Origin of the sequence: Micromonospora chersina (genome assembly GCF_900091475.1) — a bacterium.
Taxonomy (GTDB): domain Bacteria; phylum Actinomycetota; class Actinomycetes; order Mycobacteriales; family Micromonosporaceae; genus Micromonospora; species Micromonospora chersina.
On record NZ_FMIB01000002.1, the window covers coordinates 3,405,460 to 3,424,700 of the forward strand.

Consider the following 19,241-nt stretch of genomic DNA (forward strand, 5'->3'; position numbering starts at 1 on the left):
ACATTCCCGGATTAGCGGGCCTCAACCGACAACGGGTTTGCGAGAGCTTGCGTCGATCGACAAGGCTGGGCACCATGCCCGCCGCCTCGACGACTCTCCGCGTGCTCGCCGCCTCGGCCATCGTGTCGCTCTCGGTCACCGGCTGCCAGGCCCTCGACGACACCGGGGTCGCCCTCGGGCGGGCCGACCTGGTCAACGACCTCGCCGCCCGGATGGACCGGGCGCTGGAGCGGACCTGGGCCGCCGAATACCAGCTCAGCGGCGGGCGGACCGCCTCCATCGCGCAGACCGAGGAGCCGCTGCGCTCCTCGTACACCTGGCCGGACGGCAAGATCACGGTGACCCAGGAGGCGGTGAGCCGGTGCGCGACCGCGGCCGGCCGCACCTCCTGCACGGTGTCGCCGCCGGTGCTGACCGCCGGCAAGCCGTCGGTGATCGTGTACGGCGAGGCGCGCGAGCACGGGCTGGTCACCCCGCCGGCGGTGATCCGGCTGCTCACCGAGGCGGCGCTCAACCCCGAAGCGATCATCGAGCAGACCGACACCACGCTGGCCGGGCACCACGCCACCTGCGTCGACGTCACCGGAACCGGCGACCACTTCACCGCCTGCGTGACCTCCGAGGGGGTGCTCGGCAGCTTCATCGGCACCCTCGACGGCAAGCCGGAGGAGGTCACCCTGAGCCGCTACAGCGACACCGTCGAGTCCGCCGCCTTCGACCTGCCGGCCGGGGCGGCCGTGATGGACCGCCGCCGGACCACGTCGTGAGCCCTGGCGGCGCCGGACCCCGCACGCCCGGCGACGCCGACGAACCCGTCCGGACGGGCGCGACAGACTCCGGCCCGGCCCGCTTCCTTCCCGCCGCCGACCACGGCCGGCCGCCGGACCCGGACGACCTGGCCCTCGCGGTGGCCGGGCGGAAGCTGCTCACCGGCGCCGACGGGCGGCTGCCCCGGATCGGCGACCTGCCCGCCGGGATCGGCTGGGTGCCGGTCGGCACGCTGGACGGGGTGCCCGCCTGGGCCGCCGAGGCCGCCGACCCCGACGCGCTGCCGGGCCGCTGGCGCGGGTGGCGGAGCCTCGCCGCCGACCTGCCCGAGCCGCACGCCGCCCTGGCCGGGCGGGCGCTCGCCGTGGTCACCTGGCGGCGTACGCACCGCTGGTGCGGGGCGTGCCGGACCGAACTGACCGACGTGCCCGGCGAGACCGCGCGGCGCTGCCCCGCCTGCGGGCTGACCGGGTTCCCGCCGCTCTCCGTCGCGGTGCTGGTGGCGATCACCCGTTCCGGTCCGGCCGGCGGGCCCGACGAGCTGCTGCTGGTGCGGCACGCGTACGGGCCGACCGACCTGTGGGCGCTGGTCGCCGGCTTCGTCGAGGCGGGCGAGTCGCTGGAGGCGGCCGCCCACCGGGAGGTAGCCGAGGAGGTCGGGCTGGCCATCGCCCGGCCCACCTACGTGGACAGCCAGCCCTGGGCCATGTCCGGGCCGGGCACCCTGCTCGCCGGCTTCACGGCCACCGTCGCCGACCCGGCGGCCGAGCCGGTGGTCGACCCGGCGGAACTGACCGAGGCGCGCTGGTTCCCGGTGGACGCGCTGCCCGCCGAGCTGCCCCCGGCGTACTCCCTGTCGCGCTGGCTCGTCGACGCGGCCGCCGCCCGCGGGTCCCGCTGAGGGTCAGATCCCCAGCAGCGTCCGCAGGTGGCGGGGCGGCGGGCAGTCGTGCGCCAGCATGGCGTCGTGCCAGTCCCGCACGGACACCCCGTCGGGACGGGCGCGGGCGATGTCGGCCATCTCGCTGTAGCCGACGAAGTAGGTGGAGAGCTGCGTCGAGGTGAGCAGCGCCCGCCGCCACTTGCCGGCCGCCTCGCCCTCCTCCTGGAAGCCGCGCCCGGTCATCAACGCCATGGCCTCGGACTCGGGCAGGTCCTCGCAGTGCACGAGCTGGTCGAGCAGCGCGTTGATGGTCATCCGGAGCTGCATCTTGAGCTGCTGGAGCCGGACCGGCAGCCCGCCGAAGCCGAGCCCGGCCATCAGCTCCTCGGTGTAGACCGCCCAGCCCTCGATGAACACCCCGGACTCGGTGAGCGCGCGGACCCGGGTCGGGCCGGCGTAGCGGCGGGCGTGGGCGAGCTGGAGGAAGTGGCCCGGCATCGCCTCGTGCACGGTCAGGTTGCGGATCATGTGGTCGTTGTATTCGCGGTAGAACGACTCGACCCGCTGCGCCGGCCAGTCCGCCGGGGTGGGGGCGATGCAGTAGAAGGTCGGCACGTCGGCCGTCTCCAGCGGGCCGGGCGAGTCGCAGTAGGCCACCGCCACGCCCCGGGCGAACTCCGGCATCTCCTGGATCACGCACGGGTCGTCGACCAGGCTGATCAGGTCGTGGGCCCGGACCAAGTCGCTCGCCTCGTCGAGGGTGACCGAGGCGAGGTCCACGATGGTGGCGTCGTCCGGGTGCTCGGCGGCGAGCAGGTCCAGCGCCCGGCGGACCGTCTCGTCGTCGGCCGGGCCGCCGACCAGCTCGACGGCAGCCGCGCGGATCTCCGCGGTGACCCGGTCGAGGTTGTCCCAGGCGCGGCGCTGCACCTCGGCGGCGCTCAGCTCGGTGTCGAGCGTGTGCCACAGCCGCGCCTCCCAGCGCCGCCGGCCCAGCCGGGGATCGCGCCCCGGGCCGGCGTCGGCGGCCAGGCCGATGCGCAGCCACGCCACGAACTCCTCCAGCGCCGCGATCGCCGCGGTGGCGGCGGGCTCGACCCGGTCGTGCAGCGCGGGCGCCTCGGCGAGCAGCCCGGGCACCTCGTCGCGGATCAGCGCCGCCGTGCCGGTGAACTGCCCGACCGCCGTCTCGGCGTGGATCCGCGGCATGTCGCGCAGCGTCGCGCGCGCGGTCGCCAGCGCGTCGGGTACGGCCGCCAGCCGCCCGGCCAGGGCGGTCAACCGCTCCTCGACCGGCGCGTACGGGCGGGCCATGAGGGCGTGCAGCAACGGACCCGGGTTGTGCCGCAGCGGGTCCCACTCGTGGCCACGGATCTCGGTGGCCTCGAACAGCCCGCGGTCGACCATGCTGCTGAGCAGCGCGTGGTCGACGCGTTCCTCGACGTCGAGCGAGTCGGGGTCGATCTCGGAGAGTGCGTCGGCCGCGTCCTTGAGCATCGCCTGGTCGGCGGCGAGGGCGTCGGCGGACAGGTCGGGCAGCCGGTCGTCGTACCGGTGGTCACCGGCCGACGTGGCCAGCCCGGGCCGGCTCTCCAGCAACGCCTCCACGATCCGCTCGGCGAGCGGCACGAACGACTCCATGCCGACGACCCTACCGATCTCCGCCGACGTTTCCGGCGTCGCCGACGCGGGCGGGACCCGTCCGGTCAGCCGGCCGCGTCCCCGGCAGCGCGTTCGGCGGCGCGGACGGCCTCCGCGTACGCCAGGGTGGCGCGGCGGAGGGCGGCCTCCGGGTCGATGCCGGCCTGCCGCGCGGCGGCGACCGTGGCCAGGAGCCCGGCGCCGAGCCGCGCCTCGGGGTCGACCTGGGACTCCGCCAGCGGCGGCGGGACGGCCAGGCCGATGCGGCCGGCGCGGTCCAGGATCTTCGCGGCCAGGGCGAGCGCGGGCTGGCTCAACGCGATGCCGTCCAGCACCGACTCGCGGGTCTTCTCGGCCCGCTTGATCCGCTCCCAGTTCGCCTCGATCTCCTCGATCGAGCCGGCCTGCTCACCGGAGAAGACGTGCGGGTTGCGGCGGACCATCTTGTCGACCAGGCCGCCGGCCACGTCGTCGACCGTCCAGCGCTTGCCCTCCGGCAGGTCCTCGGCCAACCGGGCGTGCAGCAGCACCTGGAGCAGCACGTCGCCCAGTTCCTCGCGGAGCGCGTCGGTGTCGTCGGCGCTTATCGCGTCGTACGCCTCGTAGCACTCCTCCAGAAGGAAGCCCGCCAGGCTGCGGTGGGTCTGCGCCCGCTTCCACGGGTCACCGCCCGGGGAGGCCAGCCGGTCCATCACCTCGACCGCGTCGAGCAGCCGGGCCCCCGGCGGGTCCCAGGAGCCGTACATGAGCTCCAGCTCGGCGAGGCCCGGTTGGCGCGCCAGCCGCAGCCCCAGCTCGCGGGCGAGCGCCTCGTCGCCGGCCGGGCCGGCCAGCCAGACCGCGCTGCCGTGCGCCGCCGCCGCGTCGAGCAACGCCTGCGTGGCGCCCTCGGTCACCACGCTGACCTCGGCGCCCGTCGACCGGACCGCCGTGGCCAGCTCGCTCTCCGCGCCGGCCAGCACCGGCGCGGAGCGTACGACGTCCCAGGCGGCCGCGGTCAGCAGGCCGGCCGGCAGCCGCGGCGAGGTGACCAGCAGGACGATGCGCGCGGTCATGCTCAGGGCGCCACCGACGCGCTCGGCTCGACCGTGCCCGGCTCCGTCGACTCGGGCTCCGGCGTGGAGATCTCGGTGACCGCGGAGCCGGCCTCACCCAGCGGCACGGAGACCGCCGCCACGTCGCCCTTGAAGCTGAGCAACGGGAAGAGCAGCGGGCGGTAGCGCGGGTTCACCGACACGTCGTAGTCGCCGATCGCGTCGGCGAGCACCTTGCGGGTGGCCAGCGCGGACCGGAGCTGCGAACCGTCGAGCTGGCCCGCCGCGTCCGCGTCGCTGACGTCCGGCGGGATGGCGCCGGCGGAGCGGCCCGCCGCGATCACGGCCGCCAGCTCCTCCTTGCTGGGAGCCGCCTGCTCACCGGCCGGCACGCCGGACAGGCAGGTGTAGAACTCGGCCACCCGCTGCGGGTAGACGGCGTCGGCCGGCAGGCCCGTCTGCTGGGCGACCTGCGCCGCGCTGACCTGCCCCTGCGGCTGGTAGCCCTTGTCGGCGGAGAGGTCCCGGCACACGTCCCGCAGCACCAGGGTGGCCACCACCTGGTCCCGGCCGGGCAGCATGGCGGAGGCCTGCTCCGCGGTGGCGGGCGAGTCGGCGAGGCCGTCCCGCATCTCGTCGAGGATCGAGGTGACCTGGTCCTCGGTGACCCGGTGGTCACCGATGTAGGCGGCGACCCCGGGCTCGGTACGGCAACCGGTGAGGGCGACGAGGCCGACCGCCACGCTGGCGACGGCGACAAGACGGCGAGCACGCATGCCGGTCACTCTCTCACGGCCCGCGCTCCGCTGTGACGCCGCCCACCTCACCGCGCGCCCGCCCCGGCCGGCTGCGCCGCGACCGGCTCGCCGAGAACATCCTTGAGGAGCTGGGCGCACCACTCCAGCAGCGCCTGGTCGCGCAGCGGCTCGCCACCGACCCGGCGGGTGCTCGGCCGGGGCACGCTGACCTGGTCGAGCGCCTGCTTGTAGACCGAGTCCGGGTGGTAGCGCTTGAGCCGGAGCTGCTTCGAGTCGGGCAGCGGCAGCGGGCCGAACCGGATGTGCTTGCCCTGCATCGACACGTCGGTGAGGCCGTACCGCCGGGCCAGCAGCCGGAACCGGGCCACCGCGACCAGGTTCTGCACCGGCGCGGGCGGCTCGCCGTAGCGGTCCGTCATCTCGGCGACGACCTCGCGCAGCCGCTCCTCGTCGCGGGCCTCGGCCAGCTTGCGGTACATCTCCAGGCGCAGCCGCTCCACGCCGACGTAGTCGTGCGGCAGGTGCGCGTCGATGGGGAGATCCACCTTGACCTCGGTCTCCTCCTCCGCGTGCTCACCCTTGAACGCGGAGACCGCCTCGCCGACCATCCGGACGTAGAGGTCGAAGCCGACGCCCTCGATGTGCCCGGACTGCTCGCCGCCGAGCAGGTTGCCGGCGCCCCGGATCTCCAGGTCCTTCATGGCCACGTACATGCCGGCGCCCAGCTCGGTGTGCTGGGCGATGGTGGCCAGCCGCTCGTGCGCGTTCTCGGTGAGCGGCTTGTCCGGCGGGTAGAGGAAGTAGGCGTACGCCCGCTCCCGGCCCCGGCCGACCCGGCCGCGGATCTGGTGCAGCTGGGCCAGGCCGAGCAGGTCGGCCCGCTCGACGATGAGGGTGTTGGCGTTGGGGATGTCGATGCCGGACTCCACGATCGTGGTGCAGACCAGGACGTCGAACTCCTTCTCCCAGAAGCCGACCATCACCTTTTCGAGGGCTTCCTCGCCCATCTGGCCGTGCGCCACGGCGACCCGGGCCTCGGGCACCAGCTCGCGGATCCGGCGGGCCGCCTTGTCGATCGACTCGACCCGGTTGTGCAGGTAGAAGACCTGCCCGTCGCGGAGCAGCTCACGGTGGATCGAGGCGGCCACCTGCCGGTCGTCGTACGCCCCCACGAAGGTCAGCACCGGGTGCCGCTCCTCGGGCGGGGTGGCGATGGTGGACATCTCCCGGATGCCGGTGATCGCCATCTCCAGGGTGCGCGGGATCGGGGTGGCCGACATGGCCAGCACGTCGACCGAGGCGCGCAGCGTCTTCAGGTGCTCCTTGTGCTCGACGCCGAAGCGCTGCTCCTCGTCGATGATGACCAGCCCGAGCTGCTTGAACCGGGTGGCCGACTGGAGCAGCCGGTGGGTGCCGATCACGACGTCGACGGTGCCGTCGGCGACCATCTCCAGCGTCCGCTCGGTCTCCTTCGGCGTCTGGAACCGGGACAGCTGGCGGATGGTGATCGGGAACTGGCTCATCCGCTCGGCGAAGGTGTTGTAGTGCTGCTGCACCAGCAGGGTGGTGGGCACCAGCACGGCCACCTGCTTGCCGTCCTGCACCGCCTTGAACGCCGCCCGGACCGCGATCTCGGTCTTGCCGTAGCCGACGTCGCCGCAGATCAGCCGGTCCATCGGGACGGTCTGCTCCATGTCCCGCTTGACCTCTTCGATGGCGGCGAGCTGGTCGGGCGTCTCCTGCCAGGGGAACGCGTCCTCCAGCTCCCGCTGCCAGGGGGTGTCCGGGCCGAAGGAGTGCCCCTTGGACGCCTTGCGGGCGGCGTAGAGCTGGATGAGCTGCGCGGCGATCTCGCGGACCGCCTTGCGGGCCCGGGCCTTCGACTTCTGCCAGTCCGAGCCGCCCATCTTGTGCAGGGTGGGCTGCTCGCCGCCGACGTAGCGGGAGAGCTGGTCGAGCTGGTCGGTGGGGACGAAGAGGCGGTCGCCGGGCTGGCCGCGCTTGCTCGGCGCGTACTCGATGACCAGGTATTCGCGGCTCGCGCCGTTGACCGTGCGCTGGACCAGCTCGACGTACCGGCCGATGCCGTGCTGCTCGTGCACCACGTGGTCGCCGGCCTTCAGCTCCAGCGGGTCGATGGTGTTGCGCCGCCGGCTCGGCATCTTGCGCATGTCGCGGGTGGAGGTGCCCCGGCCGCCGGTGACGTCGTTGCCGGTGAGCAGCACGAACCGGGACGCCTCGTCGACGAAGCCGGCGGTCAGGCAGCCGCAGGAGACCAGCACGTCGCCGGGAGTGGGCGCGGCCGGCACCTCCTCGGTGAGCCGGGCGCCGAGACCGGCGTCGCGGAGCACCTCGACGGCCCGCTGGGCGGGGCCGTGCCCCTCGAAGACCAGCGCGATCGACCAGCCCTCGCCGGCCCAGCGCTTGAGGTCGTCGACCACCCGGGCGGTCTCGCCGTGGTAGAGCGGGGCGGGCTGGGCGGCCAGGGTCACGGCGATGGCGTCGTCCGGGGTGACGTCGACCTCCGTGGGCTCGTCCTCCCAGGGCTGCCGGGCGGGCGCGGCCTCGGCCTCGACCAGGCCGAACGGGGCGAGCGTCCACCACGGCTGGCGCAGGGCGCGGGCTCGCGTGCGTACGTCGGCCAGGGTCTTGAAGGCGGCGGCGCCGAGGTCGACCGGGGCCTGACCCCCGACGGCGGCCGCGGCCCAGCTGGCCTGGAGGAACTCGTCGGAGGTACGCACCAGGTCGTGCGCCCGGGTGCGGATCCGCTCCGGGTCGCAGAGCAGCACGTGGGTGCCGGCCGGCATGCAGTCGACAAGCAGCTCCATCGAGTCGGCGCCGATCAGCGCCGGCGCCAGGGACTCCATCCCCTCGACCGGGATGCCCTCGGCCAGCTTGTCGAGGATCTCGGCCAGCTCGGGGTGCTCCTGCGCGAGCGCGGCGGCCCGCTTGCGCACGCCGGGGGTGAGCAGCAGCTCGCGGCAGGGCGGCGCCCAGAGCTGCGGCACGCCCTCGATGGTGCGCTGGTCGGCGACGGCGAAGGTGCGGATCTCCTCCACCTCGTCTCCCCAGAACTCGACACGGGACGGGTGCTCGTCGGTGGGCGGGAAGACGTCGAGGATGCCGCCGCGCACGGCGAACTCGCCGCGCTTGGTGACCAGGTCGACCCGGGCGTACGCCATGTCGGTGAGCCGGCGGGCGACCTCCTCCAGGTCCGCCTCGTCGCCGGCGGCGAGCTGCACCGGCTCCAGGTCGCCGAGCCCCTTGAGCTGCGGCTGGAGCAGCGAGCGGACGGGCGCCACGACGACCCGCAGCGGGCCGGTGCGGCCGTGCGCGTCGGCCGAGCCGGGGTGGGCCAGCCGGCGCAGCACGGCCAGCCGCCGCCCGACCGTGTCCGAGCGGGGCGAGAGCCGTTCGTGGGGCAGCGTCTCCCAGGACGGGAAGACCGCCACCTGCTCCGGGGGCAGCAGGCTGCCCAGGGCGGCGGCCAGGTCGTCGGCCTCGCGGGTGGTGGCCGTCACGGCCAGCACGGGACGGCCCGCGCCGCCGGCCGGCTCGTCGGCCGCGACGGCGGCGACGGCGAACGGGCGCAGCGCGGCCGGGGCGGTGAGGTCGAGGCCGTCGACCTGGGCGGCACCGGAGCGCGCCAGGTCACGCGCCCGGGCCAGCCCGGGGTCGGCCAGGGCGGCGGAGAAGAGGCCGGTGAGCATCTGTGATCACTTCCAGGAGGTCGGCGCACGGCGACGACCCCGCGTCCGGTGCGGACGGGGGGTGGCACCGTTCGAGACTATCTCCCTGCCCGGACATTCCGGGCCGCAGCCGCGGGCCCCGAGATCGATCTTGACGGGGTCGCGGCCGGCGTGGTGCGGTGGGCGCATGACGGGTGAGTACCGGGCGGTCTTCGACGCCGAGGTGATCTTTTCCAACGGCGGCGGGTTGCGGACCGACGGCTTCCGGCTCGACATCCCGGGCCCGGAGATCACCGACGACGAATTGTCCGCGCTCCTCGTCCGGCACCTCGGGCTGCTCATGGTCGGCGAGGTGCGCATCACCAACCGGACGGTGATCGAGGAGCCGCACAAGGGCGGTCGCGGCGTGGCCGCCCCGGCGGCCGGCGGTCAGCGGCTCGTCGAGCTCAGCCACGTCATCACCGACGGCATGGTCACCCTGCCCGGCTGGCAGCCGCCCCGGGTCACCGACTGGCTGACCCGCGAGGCCTCCCGGGAGCGGTACGCGCCGGGCGTCGAGTTCCACGTGGCGCGGATCGACATGATCGCCAACACCGGCACCTACGTGGACGCGCCGGCGCACCGCTGGGCGGACGGCCCCGACCTGACCGGCGTGCCGCTGGACCGCCTCGCCGACCTGCCCGGGCTCGTGGTCCGGGTGCCCGCCGGCACCCGTGCGGTGGACCGCCTCATGCTGGCGCCGTACGACGTGGCCGGCCGGGCGGTGCTGCTGCACACCGGCTGGGACACCCTCTTCGGCACCGACCGGTACGCCGGCCCCGACGCGCCGTACCTGACCGCCGACGGCGCGGACTGGCTGGTCGAGGCGGGGGCGGCGCTGGTCGGCATCGACTCGATCAACATCGACGACATGACGCCGGCGGCGGCCGGCGAGCGCCCAGCGCACAGCGCCCTGCTCCGCGCCGGAGTGCCGATCGTCGAACACCTGACCAACCTGGCCGCCCTGCCCCCGGAGGGGTTCCGGTTCACGGCCGCCCCACCGCGGGTCGCCGGCATGGGCACCTTCCCGGTCCGCGCCTTCGCGGCGATCGGCTGAAGCGCGGGCATCGCTTGGGGATCTTGGTACGAAGTGGCCCCTGTGAGGGCCGTTTGCTACCAAGATCTCCGAGCGGTCTCGGCTGATCCCGGCCGGTCGCGGTTCACGAGGCTCCGGCGGCTCCGGGATTCAGGCCGGATCGGGGCTGGCGGGCGGCGACCAGGTGAGCCGGCCGGCACGCAGGTCCTCGACGACCGTGCGCAGCCACCGCTCCTCGGCGGCGGTGACCGCGTCCAGGTGCTCGTCCTCGAGGTGGAAGACCCGGGGCAGGTCGGCGTGCGCGGCGAGCGCCGTGGTCCGCTCCTGCCGGGCCTGCCCGATCCGGTCGGCACGCCGTTCCAGCAGCTCCGCCGCCTCCGCCGGGCTGATCATCGCGAGGTGTGACAGGGCCGCGGGGAACTGCGGGAACTCCTGCTTCGGCTCGACAAGCATCGCCCGCAGCCAGGTGCGGGCGATTCGCCTCCCGGCGTCGGTCAACTCGTAGACGGTGCGTTCCGGGTAGGCCTGCTCCCGGCCGGTCTTCCGCACCGCGATCAGGCCGTCGGCGTGCAGCCGCTCGATGGTCCGGTAGAGGCTCGCCCGCTGCCCCACGTTGACCACCTGGTCCTTACCCCACTGCTTGATGAGCCGCTGCACCCCGTACGGGTGCAGCGGCTCATGGTGCAGCAGTGCCAGCACGGTGAGGGCGAGTGGCGAGCTTCGGGTGGCGGTCTCCATGCCGATGATCCTAGAGCCATCGGAACTAGTTGACACGGACTAGTTGCACTGAAACTATTCGCGTTGGAACGCGATGAAGTTCCGCGGCGGGAGGGAGCGAGGAGATGGGCACGGTACGGACGGCAGTGGTGATCGGCGGCGGCATCGGCGGCACGGTCGCCGCCATGGCACTGGCCCGGGCGGGCATCGAGGCGACGGTGCACGAGGCGTACCCGGGCGGGGCGGACGGCGTCGGAGCGATGCTGAGCCTCGCTCCGAACGGCCTGGCGGCGCTGCGGATCGTCGGGGCCGAGGAGGCGGTCCGGGCGGTCGGCCATCCGGTGCCCGGCGTGGTCATGGCCGACGGCGCCGGGAACCGCCTCGCCGAGTTCCACGGCTTTCCCGGGCTGCCCGCCACCCATGCGATGGCCCGCGCCGACCTGCACCGGGCGCTCACCGAACAGGCGCTCGCACAGGGCGTGAAGATCGAATACGGCCGGCGCCTCGTCGGGGCCGAGGAGGGTCTCGACGGGGTCACCGCGGTCTTCGCCGACGGCGGCACGACCCACGCGGACGTGCTGATCGGCGCCGACGGCATCCGCTCCACCGTCCGGACGCTCATCGACCCGGCCGCCCCCGGGCCCGAGTACGCCGGCGTGCTCGGCTTCGGCGGCCTGGCCGCCGATGACGTGGCACCCACCGGGGCCGTGACGCCCGCCGGCGACGTGACACCCGCCGAACCCGGCACCATGTACTTCGCCTTCGGCAGGTCGTTCATCGGCTGGTGGCGGCTGCCCGACGGGCAGGTCTGCTGGTTCGCCAGCCTCCCCCGCACCGAGCCGCTCACCTGGGCGGAGGTCCAGCGGATCCCGGCGGAGCAGTGGCTGGCGCGGCTGCGCGAGCGCTACGCGGACCACGTCCCCGGGGAGCGGCTGCTGGCCCACACCGCGCCGGACACGCTGATGGCCACCGGGCCGATGGAGCGGATGCCGTCCGTGCCGCACTGGCACCGGGGTCGCCTGGTCCTCGTCGGCGACGCGGTCCACGCGCCCTCGTCCAGCTCCGGCCAGGGCGCCTCGCTCGCCGTCGAGAGCGCTGTCGAGCTGGCCCGCTGCCTACGCGACCTGCCCGACCACGCCGCCGCGTTCGGGGCGTACGAGCGGCTGCGCCGGAGCCGGGTGGAGCTGATCGGCGGCAATGCGGCCGCCACCAACCGCGCCAAGGCCGGACAGGCCGGTCCACCCGCCCTGCCCAGCCCGGAGCAGATGTTCGGTCCCGTCCACCGTCACCACATCGACTGGCACGCCACGGTGCCCGGCGAGGCTCAGTAGCGCACCGAGATCCGGCGTTCGACGGCGTCGACCCGGATCTCCCCGCCGTACGGGATGATCAGCTGCGGGTCGGTGTGGCCGAGGTCGACGTCGAAGACCACCACGGGGTCGTCGGCGTACGGGGCGAGGGCCCGGAGGATCGCCTCCCGCTGCGCCTCGCCCCAGGCCAGCCGCTCGTCCAGGGTGTGCGGCCGCTCGAAGTCCCACGCCTTGGGCCGGCCGACCACGATGGCCGGGAAGCCGGCGAGCAGCCCGCGCTCGCCCAGGTTGCGCACGATCCGGAAGACCTCCTGGGCGCCGGGCAGCTCGTTGGAGGTCTCGAAGACGAGCACGGATCCGGCCAGCTCGGCCGCCGACGGCACCCGGTCGGTGGCCATCAGCCAGTGGATGATCTCCAGGCAGCCGCCCCAGGTGCGTCCCTGGACGACCCGGGCCGGCCCGTGCCAGCGCCAGCCCTCGCCCGGGAACATCACCGGCTCGTCGGCCAGGGTCGCCGGGTCCCGCCAGTCGCGTGGCTCGTCGCCCCACTCGGGCGCCGGGGTCAGGTCGTACCAGCCGGAGGTGAACAGCGCGGCCCGCAGGGAATCGAAGGTGAGCGGGTGGGGTGCGCCGGACCGGCCGAGGTGCACCAGCACCGAGCCCCCGTGATAGGCCACGATCCCCAGCCGGTAGAGGTGGTTGAGGACGTTGGTGTTGTCCGAGTAGCCGTAGTACGGCTTCGGGTTGGCCCGCAGTACCGCGTCGTCGAGGAACGGGGTGACCGTGATCAGGTCGTCCCCGCCGACAGTGGCGAGCACCGCGGTGACGCTCGGGTCGGCGAAGGCGGCGGTCAGGTCCCGCGCCCGGTCGCGGGGGTCGGCCCCCATCTGCCGGGTGGTCGGATACTCCACCGGCTCCAGCCCGAACTCCTCGCGGAGCCGGCGGAGGCCCAGCTCGTACACGTGCGGGAAGAGGCCGGGCAGGCCGGCGGAGGGCGAGACGACCGCGACCCGGTCGCCCGGCTTCGGCTTCTGGGGGTAGTGGGGCAGCGCCATGATCCGAAGCTATCGGGCCGGGCCAGCGAATTCCGCCGGAAGAAACCGCCCGGGTCGGGCATATGCGGGCAATAGGCTGTCCGCGTGGACGAGGCGCAGCGGAACCTCCCGGTACGCGACTGGCTACCCCGCACGGCGGCGCTGCTGCTCGGCACGCTCGCCCTGGCCACCGCGTTCATCGCCGCCTACGTCGGCGCGCTGCACCAGCCCACCCCGCGCGACGTGCCGGTCGGGGTGGTCCTCGGCGACCAGCGCGCCCAGGCCGTCATGGCGGCCGTGCGCCAGCGCACCGACAAGATCGAACCCATCGAGTACGACGACCCGGGCGCCGCCGACGACGGCCTCACCAGCCGAAAGGTGTACGGCGTGCTCACCTCCGGCCCGGACAACGGGCTGCGCCTGACCACCGCCTCCGCCTCCGCCCCGGCCGCCGCCGAACTGGTGACCCAGGTGCTCGGGCAGGCCGCCCGGCAGGCGAACCTGCCGATCCAGGTCACCGACGAGGTGCCGGTCGAGTCGACCGACCCGCGCGGCCTGGTCCCCTTCTACCTGGCGGTCGGCTACGTGCTCGGCGGCTACCTGGCGTCCACCGCGCTGGGCCTGCGGACCGGCACCGCCCCGGTCAGCCTGCCCCGGGCCGGGCTGCGGGTCGCCGCGCTGGCGGTCTACTCGGTCGTCCTGGGGATCGTGGGCGCCACCGTCGTCGGCCCGGTGCTCGACGTCTGGCACCACGACATCCCGGCGGTCGCGGCGGTCGGCGCGCTGGCGGTCTTCGCCGCCGCCATGGTGGCCAGCGCCGTGCAGGCGTGGCTCGGGCTGCTCGGCACCGGCATCGTGATCCTGCTGCTGGTGGTGCTCGGCAACCCCGGCTCGGGCGGCATCTACGCCCCGGAGTTCCTGCCGGCCTGGCTGCGCGGGATGCACCGGTGGAACGTGCCCGGCCTGGCCACCGACCTGATCAAGTCGGCGGTCTACTTCGACCGCCGCTCGACGGGCTGGGCGCTGTCCGGGCTCACCATCTGGACCCTGCTCGGGATCCTCGGTCTGGTCACCGCGACGGTCTTCCGGGCGCACCGCCGGGCCGCCCGGGCGCGCGCCCGCCCCGACGCACCCGACGCGCCGGCGGCCCATGGCTGAGCGCGCCGGCTCGTCCCAGAGTGCAGATCATCACGCGGTCCCCCTCCTGCCGCCGGGGCTCGCGCGGATACCATCCAGAGAGTCGGACAGCGCTGTCCTTCGTACTCGCGTAAGGAGCGCACCGTGACCGACCAGCACGACCACGACGGCCCCGACGCCGCTCTCCGGGCCGACATCCGGCGCCTCGGCACGCTGCTCGGGCAGACCCTCGCCCGGCAGGAGGGCCGGCCGCTGCTCGACCTCGTCGAGGAGATCCGCGCCCAGGTCCGCTCCGACCCGCCGGCCGCCGCCCAGCGCCTCGGCGGGCTCGACGTCACCACCGGCACCAAGCTGGCCCGGGCCTTCTCCACCTACTTCCACCTGGCCAACATCACCGAGCAGGTGCACCGCGCCCGCGACCTGCGCCGGCGGCGGGCCACCCACGGCGGCTGGCTGGACCAGGCCGCCAAGATGATCGCCGAGCGCGGGGTGCCGGCCGAGGAGATCGCGGCGGCGGCCCGCCGGCTCGCGGTACGCCCGGTCTTCACCGCCCACCCGACCGAGGCGGCCCGCCGGTCCATCCTGTCCAAGCTGCGCGCGGTCGCCGACGAGCTGGACGCCGAGACCGCCAACGCCATCCTCTACGGCGCCAGCGACGAGGGCCCGGCCAACCGGCGCCTTGCCGAGCTGCTCGACCTCATGTGGCAGACCGACGAGCTGCGGCTGGACCGGCCGGACCCGACCGACGAGGCGCGCAACGCCATCTACTACCTGCGCGACCTGCACGCCGAGGCCGCCCCGCAGGTCCTCGACGACCTCGCCGACACGCTGCGCACCCTCGGCGTGGAGACCTCGCCGACCGCCCGCCCGCTGACCTTCGGCACCTGGATCGGCGGCGACCGGGACGGCAACCCGTTCGTCACCCCGGCCGTCACCCGCGAGGTGCTGCGCATCCAGCACGAGCACGGCATCGAGGCCACCGAGAAGGCGATGGACGAGCTGATCAACGAGGTCAGCGTCTCCCGCCGGCTCCGCGCGGTCTCCCTCGACCTCTCCGCCAGCCTCGCCGCCGACCTGGACGCGCTGCCCGAGGTGGCGCCCCGGTTCCGCCGGGTCAACGCCGAGGAGCCCTACCGGCTCAAGGCGCGCTGCGTGAAGGCCAAGCTGGCCAACACCCGGGAGCGCCTGCGCGCCGGCACCCCGCACGTGCCGGGGCGGGACTACCGCGGCTCCGCCGAGCTGATCGCCGACCTGGAGCTGCTGCGCGCCTCGCTGGCCCGCAACTCCGGGCAGCTCACCGCCGTGGGCCGGCTCGCCTCGACCATCCGTACGGTCTCCGCGTTCGGGCTGCACCTGGCCACCATGGACGTCCGGGAGCACGCCGAGAAGCACCACGAGGTGCTCACCCAGCTCTACGCGGCCGTCGGCGAGGTGTCCGACTACCCGTCGCTGACCCGGCTGGAGCGCACCAAGCTGCTCGCCGACGAGCTGGCCGGCCGCCGGCCGCTCTCCACCCAGGACAGCCCGCTGACCGAGTCGGCGCAGAAGACGTTCGACGTGTTCGGGGCGATCCGGGAGGCGCAGGACCGGTTCGGCGCCGAGGTGATCGAGTCGTACATCATCTCGATGACCCTCGGCGTGGACGACGTGCTCGCGGCGGTCGTGCTGGCCCGCGAGGCCGGCCTGGTCGACGTGCACAGCGGCCGGGCCCGGATCGGGATCGTGCCGCTGCTGGAGACCCCGGCCGAGCTGAACGCCGGCGGCGAGATCCTCGACGAGCTGCTGTCCCTGCCGGCCTACCGGGCGCTCGTGGCGGCCCGCGGCGACGTGCAGGAGGTGATGCTGGGCTACTCCGACTCGAACAAGGAGGCGGGCATCACCACGAGCCAGTGGTCCATCCACCGGGCCCAGCGGGCGCTGCGGGACGTGGCCGCCCGGCACGGCGTACACCTGCGGCTCTTCCACGGCCGGGGCGGCACGGTCGGCCGGGGCGGCGGCCCCACCCACGACGCCATCCTGGCCCAGCCGTACGGCACGCTCGACGGCGCGATCAAGGTGACCGAGCAGGGCGAGGTCATCTCCGACAAGTACACGCTGCCCGCGCTGGCCCGGGAGAACCTGGAGCTGACCGTGGCCGCGGTGCTCCAGGCCACGCTGCTGCACACCGCGCCCCGGCAGCCGGCCGAGATGCTGGAGCGCTGGGACGCGACGATGGACGTGGTCTCCGAGTCGGCCTTCCGGCGCTACCGGTCCCTGGTCGAGGACCCGGACCTGCCGGCCTACTTCTGGGCTTCCACCCCGACCGAGCTGCTGGGCGCGCTGAACATCGGTTCCCGGCCGGCGAAGCGGCCGAACACCGGCGCCGGTCTGGCCGGCCTGCGGGCCATCCCGTGGGTGTTCGGCTGGACGCAGACCCGGCAGATCGTGCCCGGCTGGTTCGGCGTGGGCTCGGGGCTGGCCGCGGCGCGGGCGGCCGGGCTGGCGGACGTGCTCGCCGAGATGAACCGGAACTGGCACTTCTTCCGCACGTTCCTGTCGAACGTCGAGATGATGCTGACCAAGACCGACCTGAGCATCGCCCGGCGCTACGTGGAGACCCTGGTCCCGAAGAAGCTGCACCCGATCTTCGAGAAGATCGAGCAGGAGTACGAGCTGACCAAGCAGGAGGTGCTGGCGGTCACCGCCTCGCCGGCCCTGCTGGACAACTCGCCCGTGCTCCAGCGCACCCTGGCCGTGCGGGACACGTACCTGGAGCCGCTGCACCACCTCCAGGTGGCCCTGCTGCGCCAGTACCGGGACTCCGGCGCCGCGGGCCGCGCCGTGGCCACCGCGCCGGGCGGTCGCCGCGCCCCGAACGACGGCACGGCGCTGGAGCGGGCGCTGCTCACCACGGTCAACGGCATCGCCGCCGGCATGCGCAACACCGGCTGACCCCGGTCGACGAGGAAGGCCCCGGTCGCGCCGACCGGGGCCTTCCTCGTCCGCGTGGGCGGGCTACCAGTCGCCGCCGCCGAAGTCCCCGCCGCCGAAGTCGCCCCCACCGAAGTCGCCGCCGAAGTCCCCGCCGCCGTAGCCGCCGGAGTAGTCGCCCTGGCCGCCGACGTCCTGGCCGGCGAAGTCCTGACCCTGGTCGCCGAAGTCCTGACCCTGGTCGCCGTAGTCCTGGCCCTGGTCCTGGCCGTTGTCGAAGCCGTCGTTGAAGCCCTCCTGGTAGCCGGCCTCGTAGCCGTAGCCCGGGTCGGCGAAGGCGGGCGAGAAGAGCGCGTCGGCGATCAGGATGCCGCCGAGCACGCCGGCCCCGGTGCCGAGCGCCGTCTTCCACCAGGGGGTCGAGTACCAGCCGGCCGGCACCGGCCGACCCTGCCAGTTTCCGCCCGGATAGTAGTAGGGCGTCTGGTTTCCCGGCTGGGGTCCGGCCCGGTAGGTCTGCCCCTGCACGTTGACCTCGCGCTCCTTGGTGAGCATCCCCGCTCCTCGGGCGGCGGCCAGCGGCGGCAGCTCCGGGCCCGGGTCGATACCCATGGCGGTACGCGCCGCCCGGATGTACGCCAGCCCCTCCAGCGCGGTCTCCCGGGCCAGCGCGAACTGGTGCGGGGTGCGGGCCTGCTCCAGCTGCGAACCGGCCGCGTTGTACCGCTCACCCGCGTCGGCCAGCGCCTGGCGGACGGCCGGGGCGTCCCCGTGCAGGTTCATGAGCTGCCCACCGAGCCGCTCGTACCAGCGCTGCGCCTCGGCGCGCGCATCGGCCAGCTCGGTGGCCCGCCGGGACCTGCTCCCCCACCGCCAGAACACGAACGCACCTCCGAGCATCAGGATCAGGACCACCCACAGGGCAACCTCCATGACCTCGAACGTACCCAGCGGGCGCACGTCGTACCCGTTTGGCAAGCTCTTCGGCATGAGCTTCTCGACGCTGGCCGTGGTGGTGCTCTGCCTCGCCGCGGGCGGCGCGGTGGGCTGGCTGGCCGCCCGGTCCCGCTCGGCGACCGAGATCGCCCGGCTGGAGGCGACGCTTGCCGCCACCCGCGAGGGCGAGGGGCGGCTGGAGCAGTCCATGCGGGCGCTCAGCTACGAGGCGACCGCGCAGTCCCAGGAGGCGGTGGCCCGGGCCGTGGCTCCGCTGCACGAGACCCTCCGCCGCTACGAGCAGCGGGTCGCCGAGTTGGAGCGCGACCGGGTCGACGCCTACGCCGAGCTGCGCGAGCAGGTGCGGTCCATGAGCGCGGTCTCCGGCGAGCTGCGCACCGAGACCAAGCAGCTCGTGGCGGCGCTGCGGGCCCCGCAGGTGCGCGGCCGGTGGGGCGAGCACCAGCTGCGCCGGATCGTCGAGGCCGCCGGCATGCTGGAGCACTGCGACTTCAACGAGCAGGTCACCGCGGCCACCGACCACCAGGGCGTCCGCCCCGACCTGGTGGTCCGGCTGCACGGCGGCCGCACGGTGGTGGTCGACGCCAAGGCGCCCTTCGACGCCTACCTGACCGCCATGGAGGCGCGCGACGAGCGGGGGCGGGACACCCACCTCGACGCGCACGCCCGGCACCTGCGGGCGCACGTCGACGGGCTCGCCGCCAAGACCTACTGGGCGGCGTTCGACCAGACTCCCGAGTTCGTGGTGCTGTTCGTGCCGGCCGACCCGTTCCTCGACGTGGCGTTGCAGCGCGACCCGTCGCTGCTGGAGCACGCCTTCGCCCGAAACGTCGTGCTGGCCACGCCGGCCACCCTGGTGGCGCTGCTGCGCACGGTGGCCTACTCCTGGCGGCAGGAGGCGCTGGCCCGCAACGCGGCCACCGTCCACTCGCTGGCCCGCGAGCTCTACGGGCGGCTGTCCACCCTGGGCGATCACGTCGGCAAGCTCGGCGGCGCGCTCGGCGGGGCGGTGACGGCCTACAACCGGGCGGTCGGCTCGCTGGAGGCGCGGGTGCTGGTCAGCGCCCGCAAGCTGGCCGAGCTGGGCGTCTCCGACCAGGAGTTGGCCGCCCCCGCACAGGTCGAGCTGGCGCCCCGCCAGCCGCAGGCCCCGGAGCTGGTGGAGGGGATGTCCACATCGGTCGATCGGTCGGTAGACATCGACGGTTGACACAACCGTATGACGATGACGGCCGATCCGAGTCACGGAGTGGTCACAACCTACTTCGGAGTAGTGACACCGGCAGGGCGAGACCGAAGGATCACGGTCACGTGTGCCCTGTTTCTGT

General features: G+C 74.1%; 14 protein-coding genes. 7 read left to right on the top strand and 7 right to left on the bottom strand.

The window, feature by feature from the left end; all coding sequences use genetic code 11:
• Positions 1-74: 74 nt before the first annotated feature.
• Positions 75-767, top strand: a complete 693-nt coding sequence (locus GA0070603_RS15575; protein WP_091313903.1) for a hypothetical protein — start codon at positions 75-77, stop codon at positions 765-767.
• The gene (gene nudC / locus GA0070603_RS15580) at positions 764-1,669 is read left to right on the top strand and encodes an NAD(+) diphosphatase (RefSeq protein WP_091313907.1); all 906 of its coding nucleotides are present in this window, start codon (positions 764-766) and stop codon (positions 1,667-1,669) included. Before GA0070603_RS15575 ends, nudC begins: the two co-directional genes overlap by 4 nt.
• A 3-nt stretch (positions 1,670-1,672) precedes the next feature.
• On the opposite strand, the gene GA0070603_RS15585 is transcribed toward nudC, so the two are convergent.
• The 4 genes from GA0070603_RS15585 to mfd all read right to left on the bottom strand — a co-directional run bounded on the left by GA0070603_RS15585 (position 1,673) and on the right by mfd (position 8,794).
• Entirely contained in the window at positions 1,673-3,292 is a 1,620-nt protein-coding gene (locus tag GA0070603_RS15585) for a DUF885 domain-containing protein (protein WP_091313910.1), read from the bottom strand.
• 65 nt (positions 3,293-3,357) lie between these two features.
• Positions 3,358-4,347, bottom strand: coding sequence for a nucleoside triphosphate pyrophosphohydrolase (locus GA0070603_RS15590; RefSeq protein ID WP_091313914.1), 990 nt, complete (start codon positions 4,345-4,347; stop codon positions 3,358-3,360).
• A gap of 2 nt (positions 4,348-4,349) precedes the next feature.
• Positions 4,350-5,102 (bottom strand): hypothetical protein, encoded by a 753-nt coding sequence (locus tag GA0070603_RS15595; protein ID WP_091321987.1) that lies wholly within the window; start codon positions 5,100-5,102, stop codon positions 4,350-4,352.
• Positions 5,103-5,149: 47 nt separating this feature from the next.
• Positions 5,150-8,794: a transcription-repair coupling factor gene (mfd, locus tag GA0070603_RS15600; protein WP_091313917.1), complete on the bottom strand. Its 3,645-nt coding sequence runs from the start codon at positions 8,792-8,794 to the stop codon at positions 5,150-5,152.
• Between the two features lie 166 nt (positions 8,795-8,960).
• On the opposite strand from mfd, the gene GA0070603_RS15605 reads away from it, so the two are divergent.
• Positions 8,961-9,869: a cyclase family protein gene (locus GA0070603_RS15605; RefSeq protein WP_091313921.1), complete on the top strand. Its 909-nt coding sequence runs from the start codon at positions 8,961-8,963 to the stop codon at positions 9,867-9,869.
• A gap of 129 nt (positions 9,870-9,998) precedes the next feature.
• On the opposite strand, the gene GA0070603_RS15610 is transcribed toward GA0070603_RS15605, so the two are convergent.
• A complete protein-coding gene (locus tag GA0070603_RS15610) occupies positions 9,999-10,586 on the bottom strand; it encodes a PadR family transcriptional regulator (RefSeq protein WP_091313925.1) in 588 nt (195 codons plus the stop codon).
• Positions 10,587-10,690: 104 nt separating this feature from the next.
• On the opposite strand from GA0070603_RS15610, the gene GA0070603_RS15615 reads away from it, so the two are divergent.
• Positions 10,691-11,896, top strand: a complete 1,206-nt coding sequence (locus GA0070603_RS15615) for an FAD-dependent monooxygenase (protein WP_091313929.1) — start codon at positions 10,691-10,693, stop codon at positions 11,894-11,896.
• Here GA0070603_RS15615 and GA0070603_RS15620 read toward each other — a convergent pair.
• Positions 11,890-12,930, bottom strand: a complete 1,041-nt coding sequence (locus tag GA0070603_RS15620) for a S66 family peptidase (protein ID WP_091313933.1) — start codon at positions 12,928-12,930, stop codon at positions 11,890-11,892. The genes GA0070603_RS15615 and GA0070603_RS15620 overlap by 7 nt on opposite strands.
• 84 nt (positions 12,931-13,014) lie before the next feature.
• On the opposite strand from GA0070603_RS15620, the gene GA0070603_RS15625 reads away from it, so the two are divergent.
• Together GA0070603_RS15625 and ppc are read left to right on the top strand one after the other, a co-directional pair.
• Positions 13,015-14,067 carry an ABC-2 transporter permease gene (locus tag GA0070603_RS15625; protein WP_091313936.1) on the top strand — a complete coding sequence of 351 codons (1,053 nt, stop codon included), beginning with the start codon at positions 13,015-13,017 and terminating at the stop codon, positions 14,065-14,067.
• Positions 14,068-14,190: 123 nt separating this feature from the next.
• Positions 14,191-16,977, top strand: a complete 2,787-nt coding sequence (gene ppc, locus GA0070603_RS15630) for a phosphoenolpyruvate carboxylase (protein ID WP_091313940.1) — start codon at positions 14,191-14,193, stop codon at positions 16,975-16,977.
• Positions 16,978-17,040: 63 nt separating this feature from the next.
• On the opposite strand, the gene GA0070603_RS15635 is transcribed toward ppc, so the two are convergent.
• On the bottom strand, positions 17,041-17,889 hold the full coding sequence (locus tag GA0070603_RS15635) for a hypothetical protein (protein ID WP_091321989.1): 849 nt from the start codon (positions 17,887-17,889) through the stop codon (positions 17,041-17,043).
• Between the two features lie 55 nt (positions 17,890-17,944).
• Here GA0070603_RS15635 and rmuC point away from each other — a divergent pair, with 55 nt between their 5' ends.
• The gene (gene rmuC / locus GA0070603_RS15640) at positions 17,945-19,123 is read left to right on the top strand and encodes a DNA recombination protein RmuC (RefSeq protein WP_091313943.1); all 1,179 of its coding nucleotides are present in this window, start codon (positions 17,945-17,947) and stop codon (positions 19,121-19,123) included.
• Positions 19,124-19,241 lie beyond the last annotated feature (118 nt).